Annotated in this window: 15 protein-coding genes and 1 tRNA gene; 6 read left to right on the top strand and 10 right to left on the bottom strand. The window is 50.4% G+C overall.

What is annotated here, in order from left to right; all coding sequences use genetic code 11:
• Positions 1-10 precede the first annotated feature (10 nt).
• The 6 genes from pth to EH243_RS06100 form a co-directional block, all read right to left on the bottom strand.
• A complete protein-coding gene (gene pth / locus EH243_RS06125) occupies positions 11-604 on the bottom strand; it encodes an aminoacyl-tRNA hydrolase (RefSeq protein ID WP_126157761.1) in 594 nt (197 codons plus the stop codon).
• A gap of 22 nt (positions 605-626) precedes the next feature.
• Positions 627-1,226: a 50S ribosomal protein L25/general stress protein Ctc gene (locus EH243_RS06120; RefSeq protein WP_126157760.1), complete on the bottom strand. Its 600-nt coding sequence runs from the start codon at positions 1,224-1,226 to the stop codon at positions 627-629.
• 129 nt (positions 1,227-1,355) lie between these two features.
• A complete protein-coding gene (locus EH243_RS06115; protein WP_126157759.1) occupies positions 1,356-2,297 on the bottom strand; it encodes a ribose-phosphate pyrophosphokinase in 942 nt (313 codons plus the stop codon).
• A gap of 161 nt (positions 2,298-2,458) precedes the next feature.
• A tRNA-Gln gene (locus EH243_RS06110) sits at positions 2,459-2,533 on the bottom strand.
• Positions 2,534-2,629: 96 nt separating this feature from the next.
• Positions 2,630-3,223: a lipoprotein insertase outer membrane protein LolB gene (gene lolB / locus EH243_RS06105; RefSeq protein WP_126157758.1), complete on the bottom strand. Its 594-nt coding sequence runs from the start codon at positions 3,221-3,223 to the stop codon at positions 2,630-2,632.
• 3 nt (positions 3,224-3,226) lie between these two features.
• Entirely contained in the window at positions 3,227-4,963 is a 1,737-nt protein-coding gene (locus tag EH243_RS06100) for a tetratricopeptide repeat protein (protein ID WP_164549055.1), read from the bottom strand.
• Positions 4,964-5,157: 194 nt separating this feature from the next.
• On the opposite strand from EH243_RS06100, the gene hemA reads away from it, so the two are divergent.
• The 6 genes from hemA (at position 5,158) to EH243_RS06070 (ending at position 10,076) form a co-directional block, all read left to right on the top strand.
• Entirely contained in the window at positions 5,158-6,426 is a 1,269-nt protein-coding gene (gene hemA / locus EH243_RS06095; RefSeq protein ID WP_126157756.1) for a glutamyl-tRNA reductase, read from the top strand.
• 6 nt (positions 6,427-6,432) lie between these two features.
• Positions 6,433-7,521, top strand: a complete 1,089-nt coding sequence (gene prfA, locus EH243_RS06090) for a peptide chain release factor 1 (RefSeq protein ID WP_126157755.1) — start codon at positions 6,433-6,435, stop codon at positions 7,519-7,521.
• An 11-nt stretch (positions 7,522-7,532) separates the two neighbouring features.
• On the top strand, positions 7,533-8,384 hold the full coding sequence (gene prmC / locus EH243_RS06085) for a peptide chain release factor N(5)-glutamine methyltransferase (protein ID WP_126157754.1): 852 nt from the start codon (positions 7,533-7,535) through the stop codon (positions 8,382-8,384).
• Position 8,385: 1 nt separating this feature from the next.
• Entirely contained in the window at positions 8,386-9,141 is a 756-nt protein-coding gene (locus EH243_RS06080) for a HesA/MoeB/ThiF family protein (RefSeq protein WP_126157753.1), read from the top strand.
• Positions 9,142-9,157: 16 nt separating this feature from the next.
• The gene (locus tag EH243_RS06075) at positions 9,158-9,553 is read left to right on the top strand and encodes a CoA-binding protein (RefSeq protein ID WP_126157752.1); all 396 of its coding nucleotides are present in this window, start codon (positions 9,158-9,160) and stop codon (positions 9,551-9,553) included.
• Positions 9,554-9,722: 169 nt separating this feature from the next.
• On the top strand, positions 9,723-10,076 hold the full coding sequence (locus EH243_RS06070; protein ID WP_126157751.1) for a RidA family protein: 354 nt from the start codon (positions 9,723-9,725) through the stop codon (positions 10,074-10,076).
• A 16-nt stretch (positions 10,077-10,092) separates the two neighbouring features.
• On the opposite strand, the gene EH243_RS06065 is transcribed toward EH243_RS06070, so the two are convergent.
• The 4 genes from EH243_RS06065 to EH243_RS06050 form a co-directional block, all read right to left on the bottom strand.
• Positions 10,093-10,716 carry an ankyrin repeat domain-containing protein gene (locus EH243_RS06065; RefSeq protein WP_126157750.1) on the bottom strand — a complete coding sequence of 208 codons (624 nt, stop codon included), beginning with the start codon at positions 10,714-10,716 and terminating at the stop codon, positions 10,093-10,095.
• Positions 10,713-11,912, bottom strand: a complete 1,200-nt coding sequence (locus tag EH243_RS06060) for an SO_0444 family Cu/Zn efflux transporter (protein ID WP_126157749.1) — start codon at positions 11,910-11,912, stop codon at positions 10,713-10,715. Before EH243_RS06060 ends, EH243_RS06065 begins: the two co-directional genes overlap by 4 nt.
• Before the next feature lie 42 nt (positions 11,913-11,954).
• Complete coding sequence (locus EH243_RS06055; protein WP_126157748.1) at positions 11,955-12,911, bottom strand: AEC family transporter; 957 nt, start codon at positions 12,909-12,911, stop codon at positions 11,955-11,957.
• A gap of 90 nt (positions 12,912-13,001) precedes the next feature.
• Positions 13,002-13,496 (bottom strand): SixA phosphatase family protein, encoded by a 495-nt coding sequence (locus EH243_RS06050; protein WP_126157747.1) that lies wholly within the window; start codon positions 13,494-13,496, stop codon positions 13,002-13,004.
• Positions 13,497-14,235: the final 739 nt, after the last annotated feature.

The raw sequence follows: 14,235 nt of genomic DNA, 5'->3' as shown, positions 1-14,235 counted from the left end.
GATCCTGTCGTCAGTTGTTCGGCTTAAAGGAGTGTAAAGTGTTCATTGCTTTGTGCCAGTCGCCGCTAGCGGCTTGTTCCAACACTCGCAAGGCTTCATCGCAAGCGGCTTCCGTCATACTGAATTCAGAGGCGGGCGCTTTTTTGAGGACGAAACCAATAACTTCGCCCGCGCTGCCCGGATGTCCGATGCCGATGCGCAGGCGATAAAAATTCTTGTTGTTGCCTAGCTTGCTGATAATGTCGCGTAAACCGTTATGTCCACCGTGACCGCCGCCTAGTTTAAAGCGAGCAATGCCCGGGGGAAGGTCGAGTTCATCGTGAGCGACAAGAATATTTTCAGCAGGAATCTTATAAAAGTTAGCCAGTGAGGCAACTGCCTGGCCACTGAGATTCATAAAGGTTGTTGGGATCAACAGATGAACAGCTTTGCCATTCAGGTTGATCTTTCCATACAGGCCATGAAACTTTGAATCTGGCTTGAGCTGGATAAGATGCTGGGCAGCAAGCTGCCCAACGAAGTCGGCTCCGGCGTTGTGACGGGTCTGGTCATATTTTTGGCCTGGATTTCCCAAGCCTACGATCAGTTGTATCTGGTCTTGCATACCGGAGCCTGTGGTTCAGCTATTAAGCGCCTGCTTTAGCTGCGCGTGGAGCGTAAGCCTGAGCAATACCTTGGTCACGATCAGAACCGCGACGCAATTGTACAATCTCAACACCTTTAGGCAGAGATACGCTAGACAGGTGAATAACCTGATCCATATCAACGCCTGACAGGTCAACTTCCAGAGCTTCTGGCAGATCTTCAGCCAAGCAGCGAACTTTAGTAGTGTTCTGCTGGATGGTGAATTTACCTGATGCTTTACCCGCTGGAGACTGGTTAAAGTTAACGAAGTTCAGCGGCACGATGATTTCGATAGGCGTAGACTTAGTCACGCGTTGGAAATCGATGTGCATAACTGAATCTTTCGCTGGGTGGCGCTGCATATCTTTAACGATAACTTGCTCTTCTTTGCCTTCCAGGTTCAGTGTCAGGATAGAAGAGAAGAAGCTTTGATCTTCAAGCTGTTTAACCAGTACGCGGTTTTCCAGAGAGATAGACACAGGCTTTTTACGTTTGTCTCCGCCGTAAACAACAGCAGGAACAAAACCAGCATGACGTAGGCGGCGGCTCGCACCTTTCCCTTCGTCAGTACGAGGCTGTGCATTCAATACGAAATCGGTCATTTTGATACCTTCAATAAAAACAAAACTGCAAACACCTTGCGACCAGGTCTTTGCAGTTATTTCAGTAAGCCCGTAATGGGCGCGTTTTCCCCTGAGGGATGTTTATCAGCTACCGTTAAGCTCGTGGGCTTAACGGAACATTGCGCTAATAGATTCTTCGTTGCAGACGCGACGTACCGCTTCGGCCAACATAGGCGCCAATGTAAGCTGGCGGATTTGGCTGCATTGCTGCGCGGCTTCGCTCAGCGGTATGGTGTCAGTCACAACCAGTTCGTCAAGATCGGAACCGGTGATGTTGCTGATCGCAGCGCCCGATAGAACGGCATGGGTAGCATAAGCTACAACCTTGTCCGCGCCATTGGCTTTCAGTGCGGCGGCAGCTTTACACAGCGTGCCAGCAGTATCACACATGTCATCAACCAGGATGCAGGTACGGCCTTTAACGTCACCGATCAGGTTCATCACCTGTGCTTCGTTGGCTTTCTCACGACGCTTATCGATAATGGCTAGATCGCAACCGAGTTGCTTAGCAACTGCACGCGCACGAACCACACCGCCTACATCAGGAGAGACGACAATCGGGTTGTCGTAGCACTGACGTGCAATCTCATCTAGCAAGACAGGGGAGCCGTAGACGTTATCAACAGGGACGTCAAAGAAGCCCTGGATTTGATCGGCGTGTAGATCGACGGTCAATACTCGGTCAATACCCACACCGGCTAGCATGTCAGCGACTACTTTAGCGCTGATAGCAACACGGGCAGAGCGAGGACGGCGATCTTGGCGAGCATAACCATAATAAGGAATAACCGCGGTGATCCGGCTCGCAGAGCCGCGACGCAATGCGTCAGCCATGACGATCAGTTCCATCAGGTTGTCATTGGTCGGCGCACAGGTAGATTGGACGATAAATACGTCTTTACCCCGGGCGTTCGCATGAATCTCAACGCTGATTTCGCCATCGCTAAATTTCGTTACGGTGGCTTCGCCCATTGGAATATCGAGGCGTTCTACAACTTTTTCAGCCAGCTGGCGGTTTGCATTGCCAGTGAAGACCATCATTTTAGGCACGGTGTCTACCTTCTCGGATCTGCAGTCGTTTAATTGAGATTCGTTCATCTTATTTGGCGGGGCTTGCACTCTATTTAAACCTCAAAATAAAGGCTCAGGAGCCGCTTCCCGGCCAAGTTCTTTAAAATCGAAGCTATAACATAAACGCTCAGACTTAAATGTGGCTGGGGTAGGAGGATTCGAACCTCCGCATGACGAGATCAAAACCCGTTGCCTTACCGCTTGGCGATACCCCAGTAATTCTGATTCACGGATCTGGCCCGTAAACGAGGCGCGTATTTTCCTAGATGCTTGAGCCAAAGTCAAATGAATGGCATTGAAAAGGGCTGATTTTAGTGTGGTATTTGCCACTCTTTCGCAATAATCGTCAGTCGTAGGTCGTCGCGGCTGATGGTTAGCTTCTCAGGAAGTGGATGGCCTGTTTGATAATTATATCGCAAGTACTTGATTTTCCATCCGTTCTGAATGATTTCATCGGCAAGCTGTTGGGTTAAGCTGAGTTCGAAGGGATTGCTAGGCGCGGGAATCCCTAATATCCAATAGCGTACATCCTGAACAGGGAACTGCCAGCCGAGGGTGTCTTCCATCAGTTGTTCGGCGGAAGGGGCCCAAAGAGGCTGTTCGCCGGCAATGTCGATGCTGACGCCTAACTCATCGCCTTCTATGCGTGCGCCACCTTGGCCGAGCGGGCCGGTTAGGTCTATTTGGTAACGCTGTGGCGATTGCTCCCAATACAGGCTAGCACTATGGCTTTCAGCTGGCGCGCGAATGCCTATTTTACCGGTGAGCTGCCAGCTATCTGTCGCTTGCATCATCTGATAATGCTCACTCCACGGGCGTTCAGGGGTTGTCGTCGGTTGTGGTGTTAGGCCAGAACAACCTGATAGCAGTATCAACGCCGCTACAACCAGAATTCGTAAGCGCATGATTTAATCCTGAGGGGCGTTAATTGACTCTGCTGCTTCCTGCAAAAACTCATTACCCGGATGCTTGAGTCGCTCTTTTTTTAACAGCGCGAGAGCGGTTTTTTGATCGCCGGCCGCATGGTAAGCCTGAATCAGATGGGCGCTCACTTCAGGATCAGGAAAGCGCTGGTAAGCCTGCTGTAAGTAATCGACTGCTGCGTAGGGCTTGCCCTGTTTGAGAAGAATCCAGCCCATACTGTCGAGAATCGAAGGGTCGTTCGGGGATAAAGCGAGTGCGCTGTTAACGAGTTCGTAGGCTTCATCGAAACGGTCGGTATATAAGGATAGTGTGTAGCCTAGTGCATTGAGCGCCATGCTGTTATCCGGTTCCTGTTTTAAGACTTCGCGCAGGTCTTTCTCGATCAGGTCGATATCCTGTGGTGGCAGCGTCATGGCGCGGCTGTAGAGTAAATTCACATTGTCGCTATGCTGTTGCAAGGCTTCATCAAGGACACTGAGGGCGATATCCTTAAAGTCATGCAGATTTAACCATTCGGCTTCGATCGCATAGAGTGGAATATCAATTTCGGGCATGTTGTTGCGGGCCTCCTGCAAAATGGTTTGCAGTTGAGGGCGGTCGCTGGGATGGTCGAGTAGCGACGCAATGCGTCGATAGGCCGAGAGGATATTGGTGTTGTCTTTGACCTGAATAAAGTGGTCGATGGCTGCTGCTCGATTGCCATCATGTTGATCAATCAAACCAAGATAGTAATGCGGAGTGGTATTGTCCGGATACTGCTGAAGAAGTGTTTGCATGATGTTGCGGCTTTTTGCCACCTGATCATTTTCCAGTAAGAGCAGCGCCGTATAGAAGGTTAACTGGGGCTCCTCTGGGAAGGTTTCTACCAACAGCAGTGCTTGTTGTACTGCTTTTTGGGTCTGTTTCGATTGAAACAGTAGCTGTACATAGAGGGTAAATACTTGCTGGTCGGGTTGATCTGCGTTCATGTGCGGTTCGAGCACGGTGATCGCTTGGTTAAAGGCCCCTTGGCTGCGTAGCAGTTCTGCTTTTTTAATAACGGCTTCTAGGTATTCAGGGTCATCACTAATGGCGGCATTAAAGCGTTGTAGGGCCTTAACATTGTTACCCTGCTGAGCATAGAGGGTGCCTAATGTGGTCAGTAGGGTTGCATTGCTATTTTGCTGGGCATGCTCTTCCAAGAGACTAATGTAGGCGCGGGCTTCTTCGGGGCTGAACTGCTCTGCCTGGGCGCTGATGATCATGAGGGTCTGTTTATCGGACTGACTCAGTGCTTGTCGTAATAGGGGCAGTGCTGCTGCAAAATCGCCTTGATGTAGTAGCAGGCTGGCGGCGATTTGGTAGGGTTCCGGATTCTGTGGTTCGGCAATTTGCCATAGGCGAGCGGCCTCGAGCAACTCATCTGGACGTTGCAAGTATTGGGCGATGTAGGTGGCGCGCTGGGCAATTTCCGGATCTTTGGTCAGCTGTGATTGGTGCAGATAGTTCTCGAGTGACAGGTCAAATGCTTTACGCTGTCCAGCGATCTCGGCCACGATGAGATCGTATAGGGTCTCTCGATTGAGTTCGCCGGGTCGATATTCCACGGTTGGCAGCGGTGTTTCTAGCTGCTCTTCAACTTTGCTCTGGTGGCTAGAGCAACCCGTTAAACTCAATAATAGGCCGATCACCGCTACGGTCAGTGGCGTGGCTATTTTTGCTACAGATGTCGGTATAGGCATAGATGCTTTCATTTTGCTGTTATTTAGCTATCGCAAAGAGATTGATGGCTCCACTATAGATTAATCGTGGGGGTGTTGTCATATATGGGTGTAATTCGTAAAAAATTGATCTGATCCGTCACGGGTTTTTTAACCTTTGAGTCAATAAAGTGTATTATTACGCGCTATTTTCAACCTAGGTGTTATTTTCCTATATGGCTTTGCTCGCGTTAGGCATTAATCACAAGACAGCGTCGGTATCGATCCGTGAGAAGGTTGCTTTTGCACCGGAACAGATGGCGGATGCGTTGGCGCAAGCCTGTCAACTTGCCCATCTAAAAGAGGTGGCCATTCTATCTACCTGTAATCGAACGGAGCTGTATTGTTCGACAGAACTTGAAGGCACTCGGGCGCTGCTTGAGTGGTTGGGGAGCTATCACAGCCTTGATCCAGACGAGTTGCAGAGCTGCAGCTATGCCCACTGGGATCAGCATGCCGCACAACATATGATGCGGGTCGCCAGTGGTTTGGATTCATTAGTGCTGGGTGAACCGCAGATATTAGGGCAGCTTAAGTCCAGTTATGCGGTATCGCAGAGTGCCGGTGTGGTGGGCGCAGAATTAGACCGATTGTTTCAGCAAACCTTTGCCGTGGCGAAAAAAGTGCGTACCGATACCGCCATCGGCGAAAATCCGGTGTCGGTTGCTTATGCCTCGGTTAGCTTGGCGCAACATATCTTTAGCGACTTGAGTCAGAGTAAAGCACTATTGATTGGCGCGGGTGAAACCATCGAATTGGTGGCTCGACACTTGTCAGAGGCTGGGGTCAAGCAGATGATCGTTGCCAACCGGACATTAGCGCGCGCCGAGCTGCTGGCGGAAGAGTTTAATGCTCGGGCGATATTGCTCGGTGATATTCCCGAAGCATTGGAAGATGCGGACATTGTTATCTCCTCGACGGCTAGCCAGTTACCTATTTTAGGTAAAGGCGCGGTAGAGTCCGCACTGAAAAAACGTAAGCATCGGCCCGTATTTATGGTGGATATCGCCGTGCCGCGGGATATCGAGCATGAAGTCGCCGATCTGGATGATGTTTACCTTTATACCGTCGATGACCTTAAAGAGGTGATCGAGGAAAACGTTCGTAGCCGTGAAAGTGCTGCCCAAGAAGCGGAAGGGTTAGTGGAAGCGGGGGCGATGGAATTTATTCGTCAGTTACGTTCGTTGGATGCCGTTGAAACTGTGATGTCGTTGCGTCAGCAGGCAGAGAAATTGCGCGATGCCGAGTTGGAAAAAGCACTGCGTCAGCTGAATAATGGTAAAGATGCTGAAAGCGTGCTGCATAATCTGGCCCGTGGTTTAACGAATAAATTAATGCATAGCCCGACGGTTCAACTGCGCAAAGCCAGTGCCGAAGGGCGTGATGATTATCTTGAGATAGCCCAAGATCTGTATCAACTATCTCCCAATTTGAAAGAAGACTGATTAGTGATGAAAGAATCAATAGCCCTTAAACTCGAAAGCTTGGCTGACCGTTATGAAGAACTAGCGGCGTTGCTGGGGGATGCCGGGGTGATCTCTAATCAGGATAAGTTTCGCGCTTATTCGATGGAATATGCCGAGTTGGAACCGGTGGTGAAGTGTTTTCAAGCCTACCAGAAGGCTGAAGCCGACTTGGAAGAAGCTCGCTTGATGCAAGAGGATTCCGACCCGGATATGCGGGAGATGGCAAAAGAGGAATACTCGGCAGCGAAAGAGGCGATCGAATCCTTGGCGCAGGAACTGCAAATACTGCTGCTGCCAAAAGATCCGAATGATTCACATAACGTCTTTCTGGAAGTGCGTGCCGGTACCGGCGGAGATGAAGCGGCGATCTTCTCGGGAGATTTACTGCGGATGTACACCCGTTTTGCCGAGACTCAGGGCTGGAAGCTTGAAATTATCAGCGCTAACGAGGGTGAACACGGCGGTTATAAAGAGGTTATCACGCGGATTATCGGTAAAGATGTGTATTCCCGTCTGAAATTCGAATCCGGTGCGCATCGTGTTCAGCGGGTGCCCGAAACTGAATCCCAGGGCCGTATCCATACATCGGCCTGTACCGTCGCGGTGATGCCTGAGATGGATGAGGTCAGTGCCATTCAAATTAATAAGGCCGACCTGCGAGTGGACACCTTTCGGTCATCCGGTGCCGGTGGTCAGCACGTTAACAAAACCGATTCCGCGATTCGATTGACCCACATCCCTACCGGCGTGGTGGTGGAGTGTCAGGAAGAACGTTCGCAGCATAAGAACCGCGCCAAAGCGATGTCGCTGCTCGCCTCACGTTTACAGGCCGCCGAGCGCGAACGTCATGCGGCGGCACAGGCCAGTACCCGTAAGTCGTTAGTCGGTAGTGGCGATCGTTCCGAACGAATTCGCACCTATAATTTCCCTCAGGGGCGGATTACCGATCACCGTATTAACCTGACGCTGTATAAACTACAGGAGGTCATGGAAGGTGCACTGGGTGCGGTGGTCGACCCCCTCGTCAATGAATATCAAGCCGAACTTCTGGGCGCGTTGTCCGAAGAAGGCTGATCTGACTTATCATGAATATCATTGAAGCTCAGGGCTGTGCCGCCCAGCTTTCTACCTCTAGTGATAGCCCGGCGGTCGATGTCGAGCTATTGCTTTGCCATGTTCTCCAGTGTAGCCGAACCTTTCTGTTTACCCGCCGAGATCACCTGTTGAGTGATGCGCAACAATCGCTATTTGAGCAGTTGCTGCAGCGACGTGTGCAGGGGGAACCGATTGCGCACCTGACCGGCACCCGAGGGTTCTGGAGTCTGGATCTAGAGGTGAATGCGACGACCTTGATTCCTCGCCCCGATACCGAATGCTTGGTGGAGATGGCGTTGGAACTAATTCCGCCTTTGGCGGCCAGAGTATTAGACCTAGGCACCGGCACTGGCGCGATCGCCTTGGCGTTGGCATCAGAGCGTCCGGCGTGGTCATTGTTGGCGGTTGATCGGGTGGCCGAGGCTGTCGAACTGGCTGAACGTAACCGGCAGCGTGCCGAATTGACGAATGTAACGGTTTTGCAGGGTAGTTGGTTTGAACCGGTGGCAGGTGTCTTCGATCTGATTGTGAGCAACCCGCCCTATATCGATCCACAGGACCCACACCTTGAACAGGGTGATGTGCGCTTCGAGCCGCTGAGTGCCCTAATCGCCGAGGAAAATGGCCTCGCTGATATTCGTTATATTGCCACCGAAGCACGAACGTTTCTGGTTGATGGCGGGATTTTACTGTTTGAACATGGTTATGATCAGGCTGACAAAGTGCGGCAGCTCTTAGCAGACTTGGCATACAGCGATATTGAATCGGCGCAGGATTATGCTGGGAATGACCGTATAACCTGGGCTAAGTATCATTTGACGTTAGAAAAAGAGATTAAATAGAATGCTGAATGATGATCAGCTATTGCGTTACAGCCGGCAGATTATGCTGCCTGAGGTTGATATTGCCGGTCAGGAAACCTGGTTGCAGTCGACGGTGCTGATTATTGGTGTCGGCGGTTTAGGCAGCCCTGTGGCGATGTACTTGGCGGCAGCCGGCGTTGGCCGGTTAGTGCTGGTGGACGATGACAACGTTGAACTGACTAACTTGCAGCGACAGATTATTCACCGTACCTCGACAATCGGCCAGCCTAAAGTGTTATCGGCAAAAGAGGCATTGGCGGAACTGAACCCAGATATTCGAGTCGATGCTATTAATGATCGGTTAGCAGGTGAGGCGCTAGAGCAACAGGTGATCACGGCGGATCTTGTGGTTGATTGCAGTGATAACTTTACCACTCGTTTTGCGATTAATGATGCCTGCGTCAAACATAAAACCCCTCTGGTGTCAGGTGCGGCTATTCGGCTTGAAGGGCAGGTCGCGGTGTTTGATTCACGCCGCGAAGATGCACCCTGTTATCGTTGCTTATATCGCGAGGGTGATGAAGAGAATTTAACCTGCTCCGATAGCGGTGTACTAGCGCCGTTAGTGGGTATTATCGGCTCTGTCCAAGCGATGGAGGCGTTGAAAGTGCTCGCCGATGTGGGTGAGCCGTTGGTGGGCAAATTATTACTTTTAGACGGTCGTCATATGGATTGGCGAACACTAAAGCTGCGACGGGACCCTGAGTGTCCCTGTTGCGGAGATAACAATAATTAAAGAGGTACCGGATTTAATGGACGCAATTCGTCAGATATTAGAGCAAAGTAAAACGATCGCGATGGTAGGGGCGAGTCCCAAGTCGCATCGGGCTAGCAATCAGGTGATGCATTTTCTGTTGGCTAAGGGTTATAACGTGATTCCTGTTAATCCGCTCAAAGTAGGAGAAAAAATTCACGGCCGTGAAGTCGTGGCCTCCTTAGCGGATATCAAAGAGCCGATCGATATGGTGGATATCTTCCGTAATTCGGCTGAGGCCGGTGATGTGGTCGATGAAGCGATTGCTGTGAATGCCAAAGCGGTGTGGATGCAGTTGGGTGTTGTAAACGAACCGGCGGCTGAGAAGGCCGAAGCGGCGGGTCTTAAAGTAGTGATGGACCGCTGTCCTGCGATTGAAATTCCCCGCCTCTGATTGAGGCCTGTGCTGCCAGCGAACAGGTTTCGGCTGGCAGCAGTCTTATTTACTGTCTTGCTTGAGACTTCCTTGTTTTTTCTTGCCAGCTGGTCTGATTTCAGGTCGATCTATCTGGTGTCTGGGAAGCGATCACATACAATGGCTAATTTGTTAAGGGTGAAAAACTATGTCTATTGAACGTCAAGAAACCGCTCAGCGTATGAGCCGGATCGTTATCCATAACGATACTGTTTACCTCTGTGGTCAGGTGGCTAAAGATGCCAACGATGGCATTACTGAGCAGACAGCAACAATGCTGGATAAAGTCGATGCACTGCTAAAGCAAGCGGGCAGCGATCGTGAACATATCCTATCGGCAACTCTGTATATTCGTGATATGAAAGATTTCGCGGCGATGAATGCGGTTTGGGATAGCTGGGTACCGGAAGGTTATGCACCGGCTCGTGCCTGTGTTGAAGCGCGTATGGCTCGGCCAGAACTGCTGGTTGAAATCTCTGTGGTAGCTGCGCTAGCAAAATAGATCGTCAGTTGCTCGTCTAACCGAGCATCATCCGTCTGATATTCAGATCATCGGCTAGTCGTCTGGCATAGCCGATCATTTCCTCACTGCATAACGCCTGTGCTTTTGCCGGTAATAGGGCGCCGCTGTTGATCAGCATCTGTACCAAACCTTTATGTTCCTGCTGTAGCGCTAATATAAGCGCCGTATGACCCTGTGAGTCAGGCTGGTTAAGATCGGCACCGTACTCATTTAGGCGACTTAGGTGAAGCATAAGGCTAGCGCTTGGGCAAAATTTAAAGCAAGCAAAGAGAGCATGTTGAGGGTCGCTATCTGGATACCCCAGCGGCGCCTTTGCCTGCAGTAAGACGGTCATCAAGGCTAGGCTCTGTTGTGGGTGTTGTATTGCTTGATATAACAGCGGCTCAGATTGACTGGCGGTCAAGGGACAGCCTGCCTGAATGAGATGATCTAACGCCTTCGCCTGGCCGGCGCTAATAGCCAGTTCCGGCAAATTGTAATCTTGGTTTTGGTGGTTAAAGGTAGGTTCCGTCAGTTGCGCTTGATCTAGTTTCTGAAACTGTTTTTTTAGTTTCACCAGATCCCCTTCAATTACCGCTTGTTGCAGTTTATTGAGATGGCGTTGGGTAAAAAAGTTCATGGGCAGGAGGCTCCTTCGGTACGCCAGACCAACTGACGCAGTGGCTTGATCGCCAGTAGTAATAATATGATGGCGGCGATCCACTTGAGTGTCATAAAGGCCGCCGAGTCATGATCTGCCATGGCGATACCAACGGTGATGGATTGACTGCTAAGCAGGGCATCGGTTGCGAGCCCTAATAGTACCGCGCAAATACTGATGCCGCTGAGGTAGATGATGACGGCGCGTACACCTAATTCGCGGCTGAGGATGCCGAGCGCGGCAATGTTAGTGGCGGGGCCGACCAGTAGAAAGACTAAAATCGCACCGGGGGACATACCCGCGGCGAGTAGCGCCGCTGCCAGCGGCGTGGACGCGGTGGCACAAATATACAGCGGTAGACCCACTACCAGCATCAGCAGCATGGCGGTGAGCCCGCTACCCCACTGGCTAAGGCTAGATGGCTCAACGAGTGTGGCAACCACCGCAGCTAAAATCAGACCGACCGCCAGCCAAGCGGAAATATCATCCAAAATATCGATAACAGCGAACCGCAGCCCTGCCAAAATACCCGGTTGTTGGATATCTGAATCCGCTGTGCTGCAGCGGGTATCTTCTGACTCGCAACAGTCCGTTTGGGTTGATGCTTGCTGGCTACTGCAACAACTCTGTGTGACGGGTTCTTTTGCGGTGCTACTGCAGCAGCTGTCGGCCACCGGTGCAGGCTTGCTGCTTGCACAGCAGCTGCTGACTGAGTCTGGGTTAGCGTCGTTGTTGCTCGTGCTTTCTGCTTGGCTGTCGCGGTTGCTTGGTCGATCAAACAGGATAATCATCATGCCGCTAACGATCGCGCTGAAGATAGCTGAAATCGGACGGATAACCGCCATGACTGGGCCTAACAGAGCGTAGGTAACTGATATGGAATCAACGCCGGTTTCCGGTGTGGCGACTAAAAAGGCGACCGTTGCTGGTTTCGAAGCACCGGAACGGCGTAGACCGATGGCAGCGGGTAATACACCGCACGAACAGAGCGGCAAAGGGGCGCCGATAAAGGCGGCGCGAACAACCGCCCCAAGACCGTCGCCACTGAGCCACTTCTTCACTAAGTTAGTTGGGATCCAGCCTTTGAGTATGGCTGCCAGAATCAAGCCAAACAATAACCAGATGGCTGTGTCGAGAAACAGATTTAAAAGATTGTCAAAAAACGTCTGTAACATCACTATCTCCCCGTGTGAGCTGTCGGGTTTATCCTATTCGAATCAGATTAGATTCCATAAACGTAACAGATAGATACCACCACTGAGGGTAAATAATGAGCCTAGCGTGGTGGTCAAAATAATATTCGCGGCTAGCTGTGCGTTGCCGTTCATTGCCTTTGCCATGATAAAACTGGCGGCGGCGGTAGGGCAGCCAAATAACACAAACAGAACACCGAGCTCTTGATTTTCAAAACCATAGAGCCATGCACCGATGGTGAGTATTAAGGGGATGATGATCAGCTTAATCAGCGTGGCCCAGCTGGATTGGCCCGAGGTATCTCTTAGGCTTTTGAGGTTGAGTGAACCGCCGACGGCAAGCAATGCTAAGGGAAGTGTCAGGTTAGCAAGATAATGGCCAATTTTGTCGCCGACCTCCGGTAGAGCCCAACCAAAATATGAAAATGGCAGTGCCAGTAGAACCGAGATAATCAGCGGATTACGGGCAATCGCTTTGAGAGGGGCGGTGAAACTAGGGCCATTTTGGTGTTGCATAGGAAGTGATAACACCAGAACCGACAGGACGTTATAGAGCGGAATGACGCAAGCCAGTAGTAGCGATGCGAGTGCTAGACCGCTGCTACCAAACATATTAAAGCTGATGGCCAAGCCTAGGATGCCGAAGTTGCTGCGAAATGCACCTTGAATAAAGACCCCAAGGTCTTCCGGTTTCGTGATAAAAAGCTTACTGACCTGCCAGATGACCGCTACGCTGATCAGTGTGCTAATGATGAAATACCCCAGCAGCTTGGGGTTGAAAACGGCCTGAAAGTCCATTGTCGAGATGCTCATAAAGACGAGCATCGGTAGAGTGATGGTAAACACGAGTTTAGATGAGGTATTAACAAACCCCTGATCAATAACCCCGAGCCTTACGAGCAGATAGCCCAGTGACACGATAAAAAAGATGGGTGTTACGATGTTGCTAGTAAAAATCAGTGTATCTAGATAGAGGCTCAAGGCTATATGTCCGTTACGCTAACTGCTGATCGGTGGGCGTTAATAGGAGTCTACCATTTTTCGGTCTTATGCTGATATTCAGTTAATGCTTTATTGATGAAGTTTTGGGTAATCGAGTCGTTCTAGGGTGCCGCAGGATTCTGCTAACTCCTCCCAGCAGGTAATACTCAGGGCAATTTGCATAACGCCGCAGGTAGGCAGGTTGGCGATGTTTTCCTGGGTTAAATAATCACCGGCCAATGCTAGCGTCGGGTTATGGGCAACGACCATAAGGTGATGATAGTGGTCGGATTGTCCCTGTAGTAGATTGATCAGCGTTTCCACTCGGGCGTGGTAGAGCTCCGGCACCTCAATAATCTTATCTGTTGGATAATCCTGCGCGATGGCTATCTGCTCGGCGGTGGTGATGGCTCGGCGAGCCCCGCTACTCAGAATCAAGTCCGGTTGGATCTGCCATGCCTGTAAGCGGTCAGCCATCAACGGCAGGTCATGCTTCCCCCGTTTGTTAAGTGGCCGATTAAAGTCAGACAGTGTTGGATCTTTCCAGCTGGATTTAGCGTGCCGTACCAGTGTCAGCATTTTCATTAGGCTGTCCCGTAACTCTGCAGTGATAACTTCAGTATTAACTATGGATGCCTGAAAAGCTATTGCCTGCGGTCGATACTCATACCAAATGGTTTATTTCGTATGGGGATTCATAACGATGGGGTTTTACTGGCAAACAAAAGAAGTTAGCAACGAGAGCGGGGCGCCGTTATTCAGCTGGTTGAGATGTAAGGTAACACGCAGCTGATGGCTACTTGGCTAAATATTCTCAAACAGGAACAATCACAATCCCTTAATGCCGACAAAGAATAGGCATTAAGGGGGCGAATTAGGCGACCTGTTGACCCGGTTTGTAATTTAGCAGCTCCCAACGATGGGGGACGCTGATCAAGCCAATTTGTGCGTTGCAATCTTGACACATATACAGCGTATTGTTGTGTACGTGTTTAACCTCTACCAATCTACTGTGTAGGCTGATGCTTTGATGTTCCAGTAGTGACTTGCACTGTGGGCATAGACATGTCATTTGTGTTACCTCAAAACTATTTCGGAAAACTATTTCTGGATAGGCCTCAGTTCGGTCGTTGAGAAAGAGCTTATTCTGTAACGGGGTTAGAACTTGTGGCTGTAACAAAAAAGAGTCATTTATTATTTATATTGTGTCGCATTTATGAGACTAATCATAACATAAACAGAGTCATTTTAAATATGCTGAGATAAGTCACTGTTTTCAGTGCGATTAACACAATGTTGATGAGTTTTATCAGGGTATTATGAG

The organism is Amphritea opalescens, from assembly GCF_003957515.1.
In the GTDB taxonomy this organism is placed as follows: Bacteria; Pseudomonadota; Gammaproteobacteria; order Pseudomonadales; family Balneatricaceae; genus Amphritea; species Amphritea opalescens.
Note: the sequence above shows the minus strand (reverse complement) of the source record. Positions and strands in the feature narration are given on the sequence as shown.

What these genes read in the sequence shown, in the direction of transcription:
- pth (WP_126157761.1), bottom strand. Translation starts at nt 604, where the DNA reads ATGCAAGACCAGATACAACTGATCGTAGGCTTGGGAAATCCAGGCCAA.
- EH243_RS06120 (WP_126157760.1), bottom strand. Translation starts at nt 1,226, where the DNA reads ATGACCGATTTCGTATTGAATGCACAGCCTCGTACTGACGAAGGGAAA.
- lolB (WP_126157758.1), bottom strand. Translation starts at nt 3,223, where the DNA reads ATGCGCTTACGAATTCTGGTTGTAGCGGCGTTGATACTGCTATCAGGT.
- EH243_RS06100 (WP_164549055.1), bottom strand. Translation starts at nt 4,963, where the DNA reads ATGCCTATACCGACATCTGTAGCAAAAATAGCCACGCCACTGACCGTA.
- hemA (WP_126157756.1), top strand. Translation starts at nt 5,158, where the DNA reads ATGGCTTTGCTCGCGTTAGGCATTAATCACAAGACAGCGTCGGTATCG.
- prfA (WP_126157755.1), top strand. Translation starts at nt 6,433, where the DNA reads ATGAAAGAATCAATAGCCCTTAAACTCGAAAGCTTGGCTGACCGTTAT.
- prmC (WP_126157754.1), top strand. Translation starts at nt 7,533, where the DNA reads ATGAATATCATTGAAGCTCAGGGCTGTGCCGCCCAGCTTTCTACCTCT.
- EH243_RS06080 (WP_126157753.1), top strand. Translation starts at nt 8,386, where the DNA reads ATGCTGAATGATGATCAGCTATTGCGTTACAGCCGGCAGATTATGCTG.
- EH243_RS06075 (WP_126157752.1), top strand. Translation starts at nt 9,158, where the DNA reads ATGGACGCAATTCGTCAGATATTAGAGCAAAGTAAAACGATCGCGATG.
- EH243_RS06070 (WP_126157751.1), top strand. Translation starts at nt 9,723, where the DNA reads ATGTCTATTGAACGTCAAGAAACCGCTCAGCGTATGAGCCGGATCGTT.
- EH243_RS06065 (WP_126157750.1), bottom strand. Translation starts at nt 10,716, where the DNA reads ATGAACTTTTTTACCCAACGCCATCTCAATAAACTGCAACAAGCGGTA.
- EH243_RS06060 (WP_126157749.1), bottom strand. Translation starts at nt 11,912, where the DNA reads ATGTTACAGACGTTTTTTGACAATCTTTTAAATCTGTTTCTCGACACA.
- EH243_RS06050 (WP_126157747.1), bottom strand. Translation starts at nt 13,496, where the DNA reads ATGAAAATGCTGACACTGGTACGGCACGCTAAATCCAGCTGGAAAGAT.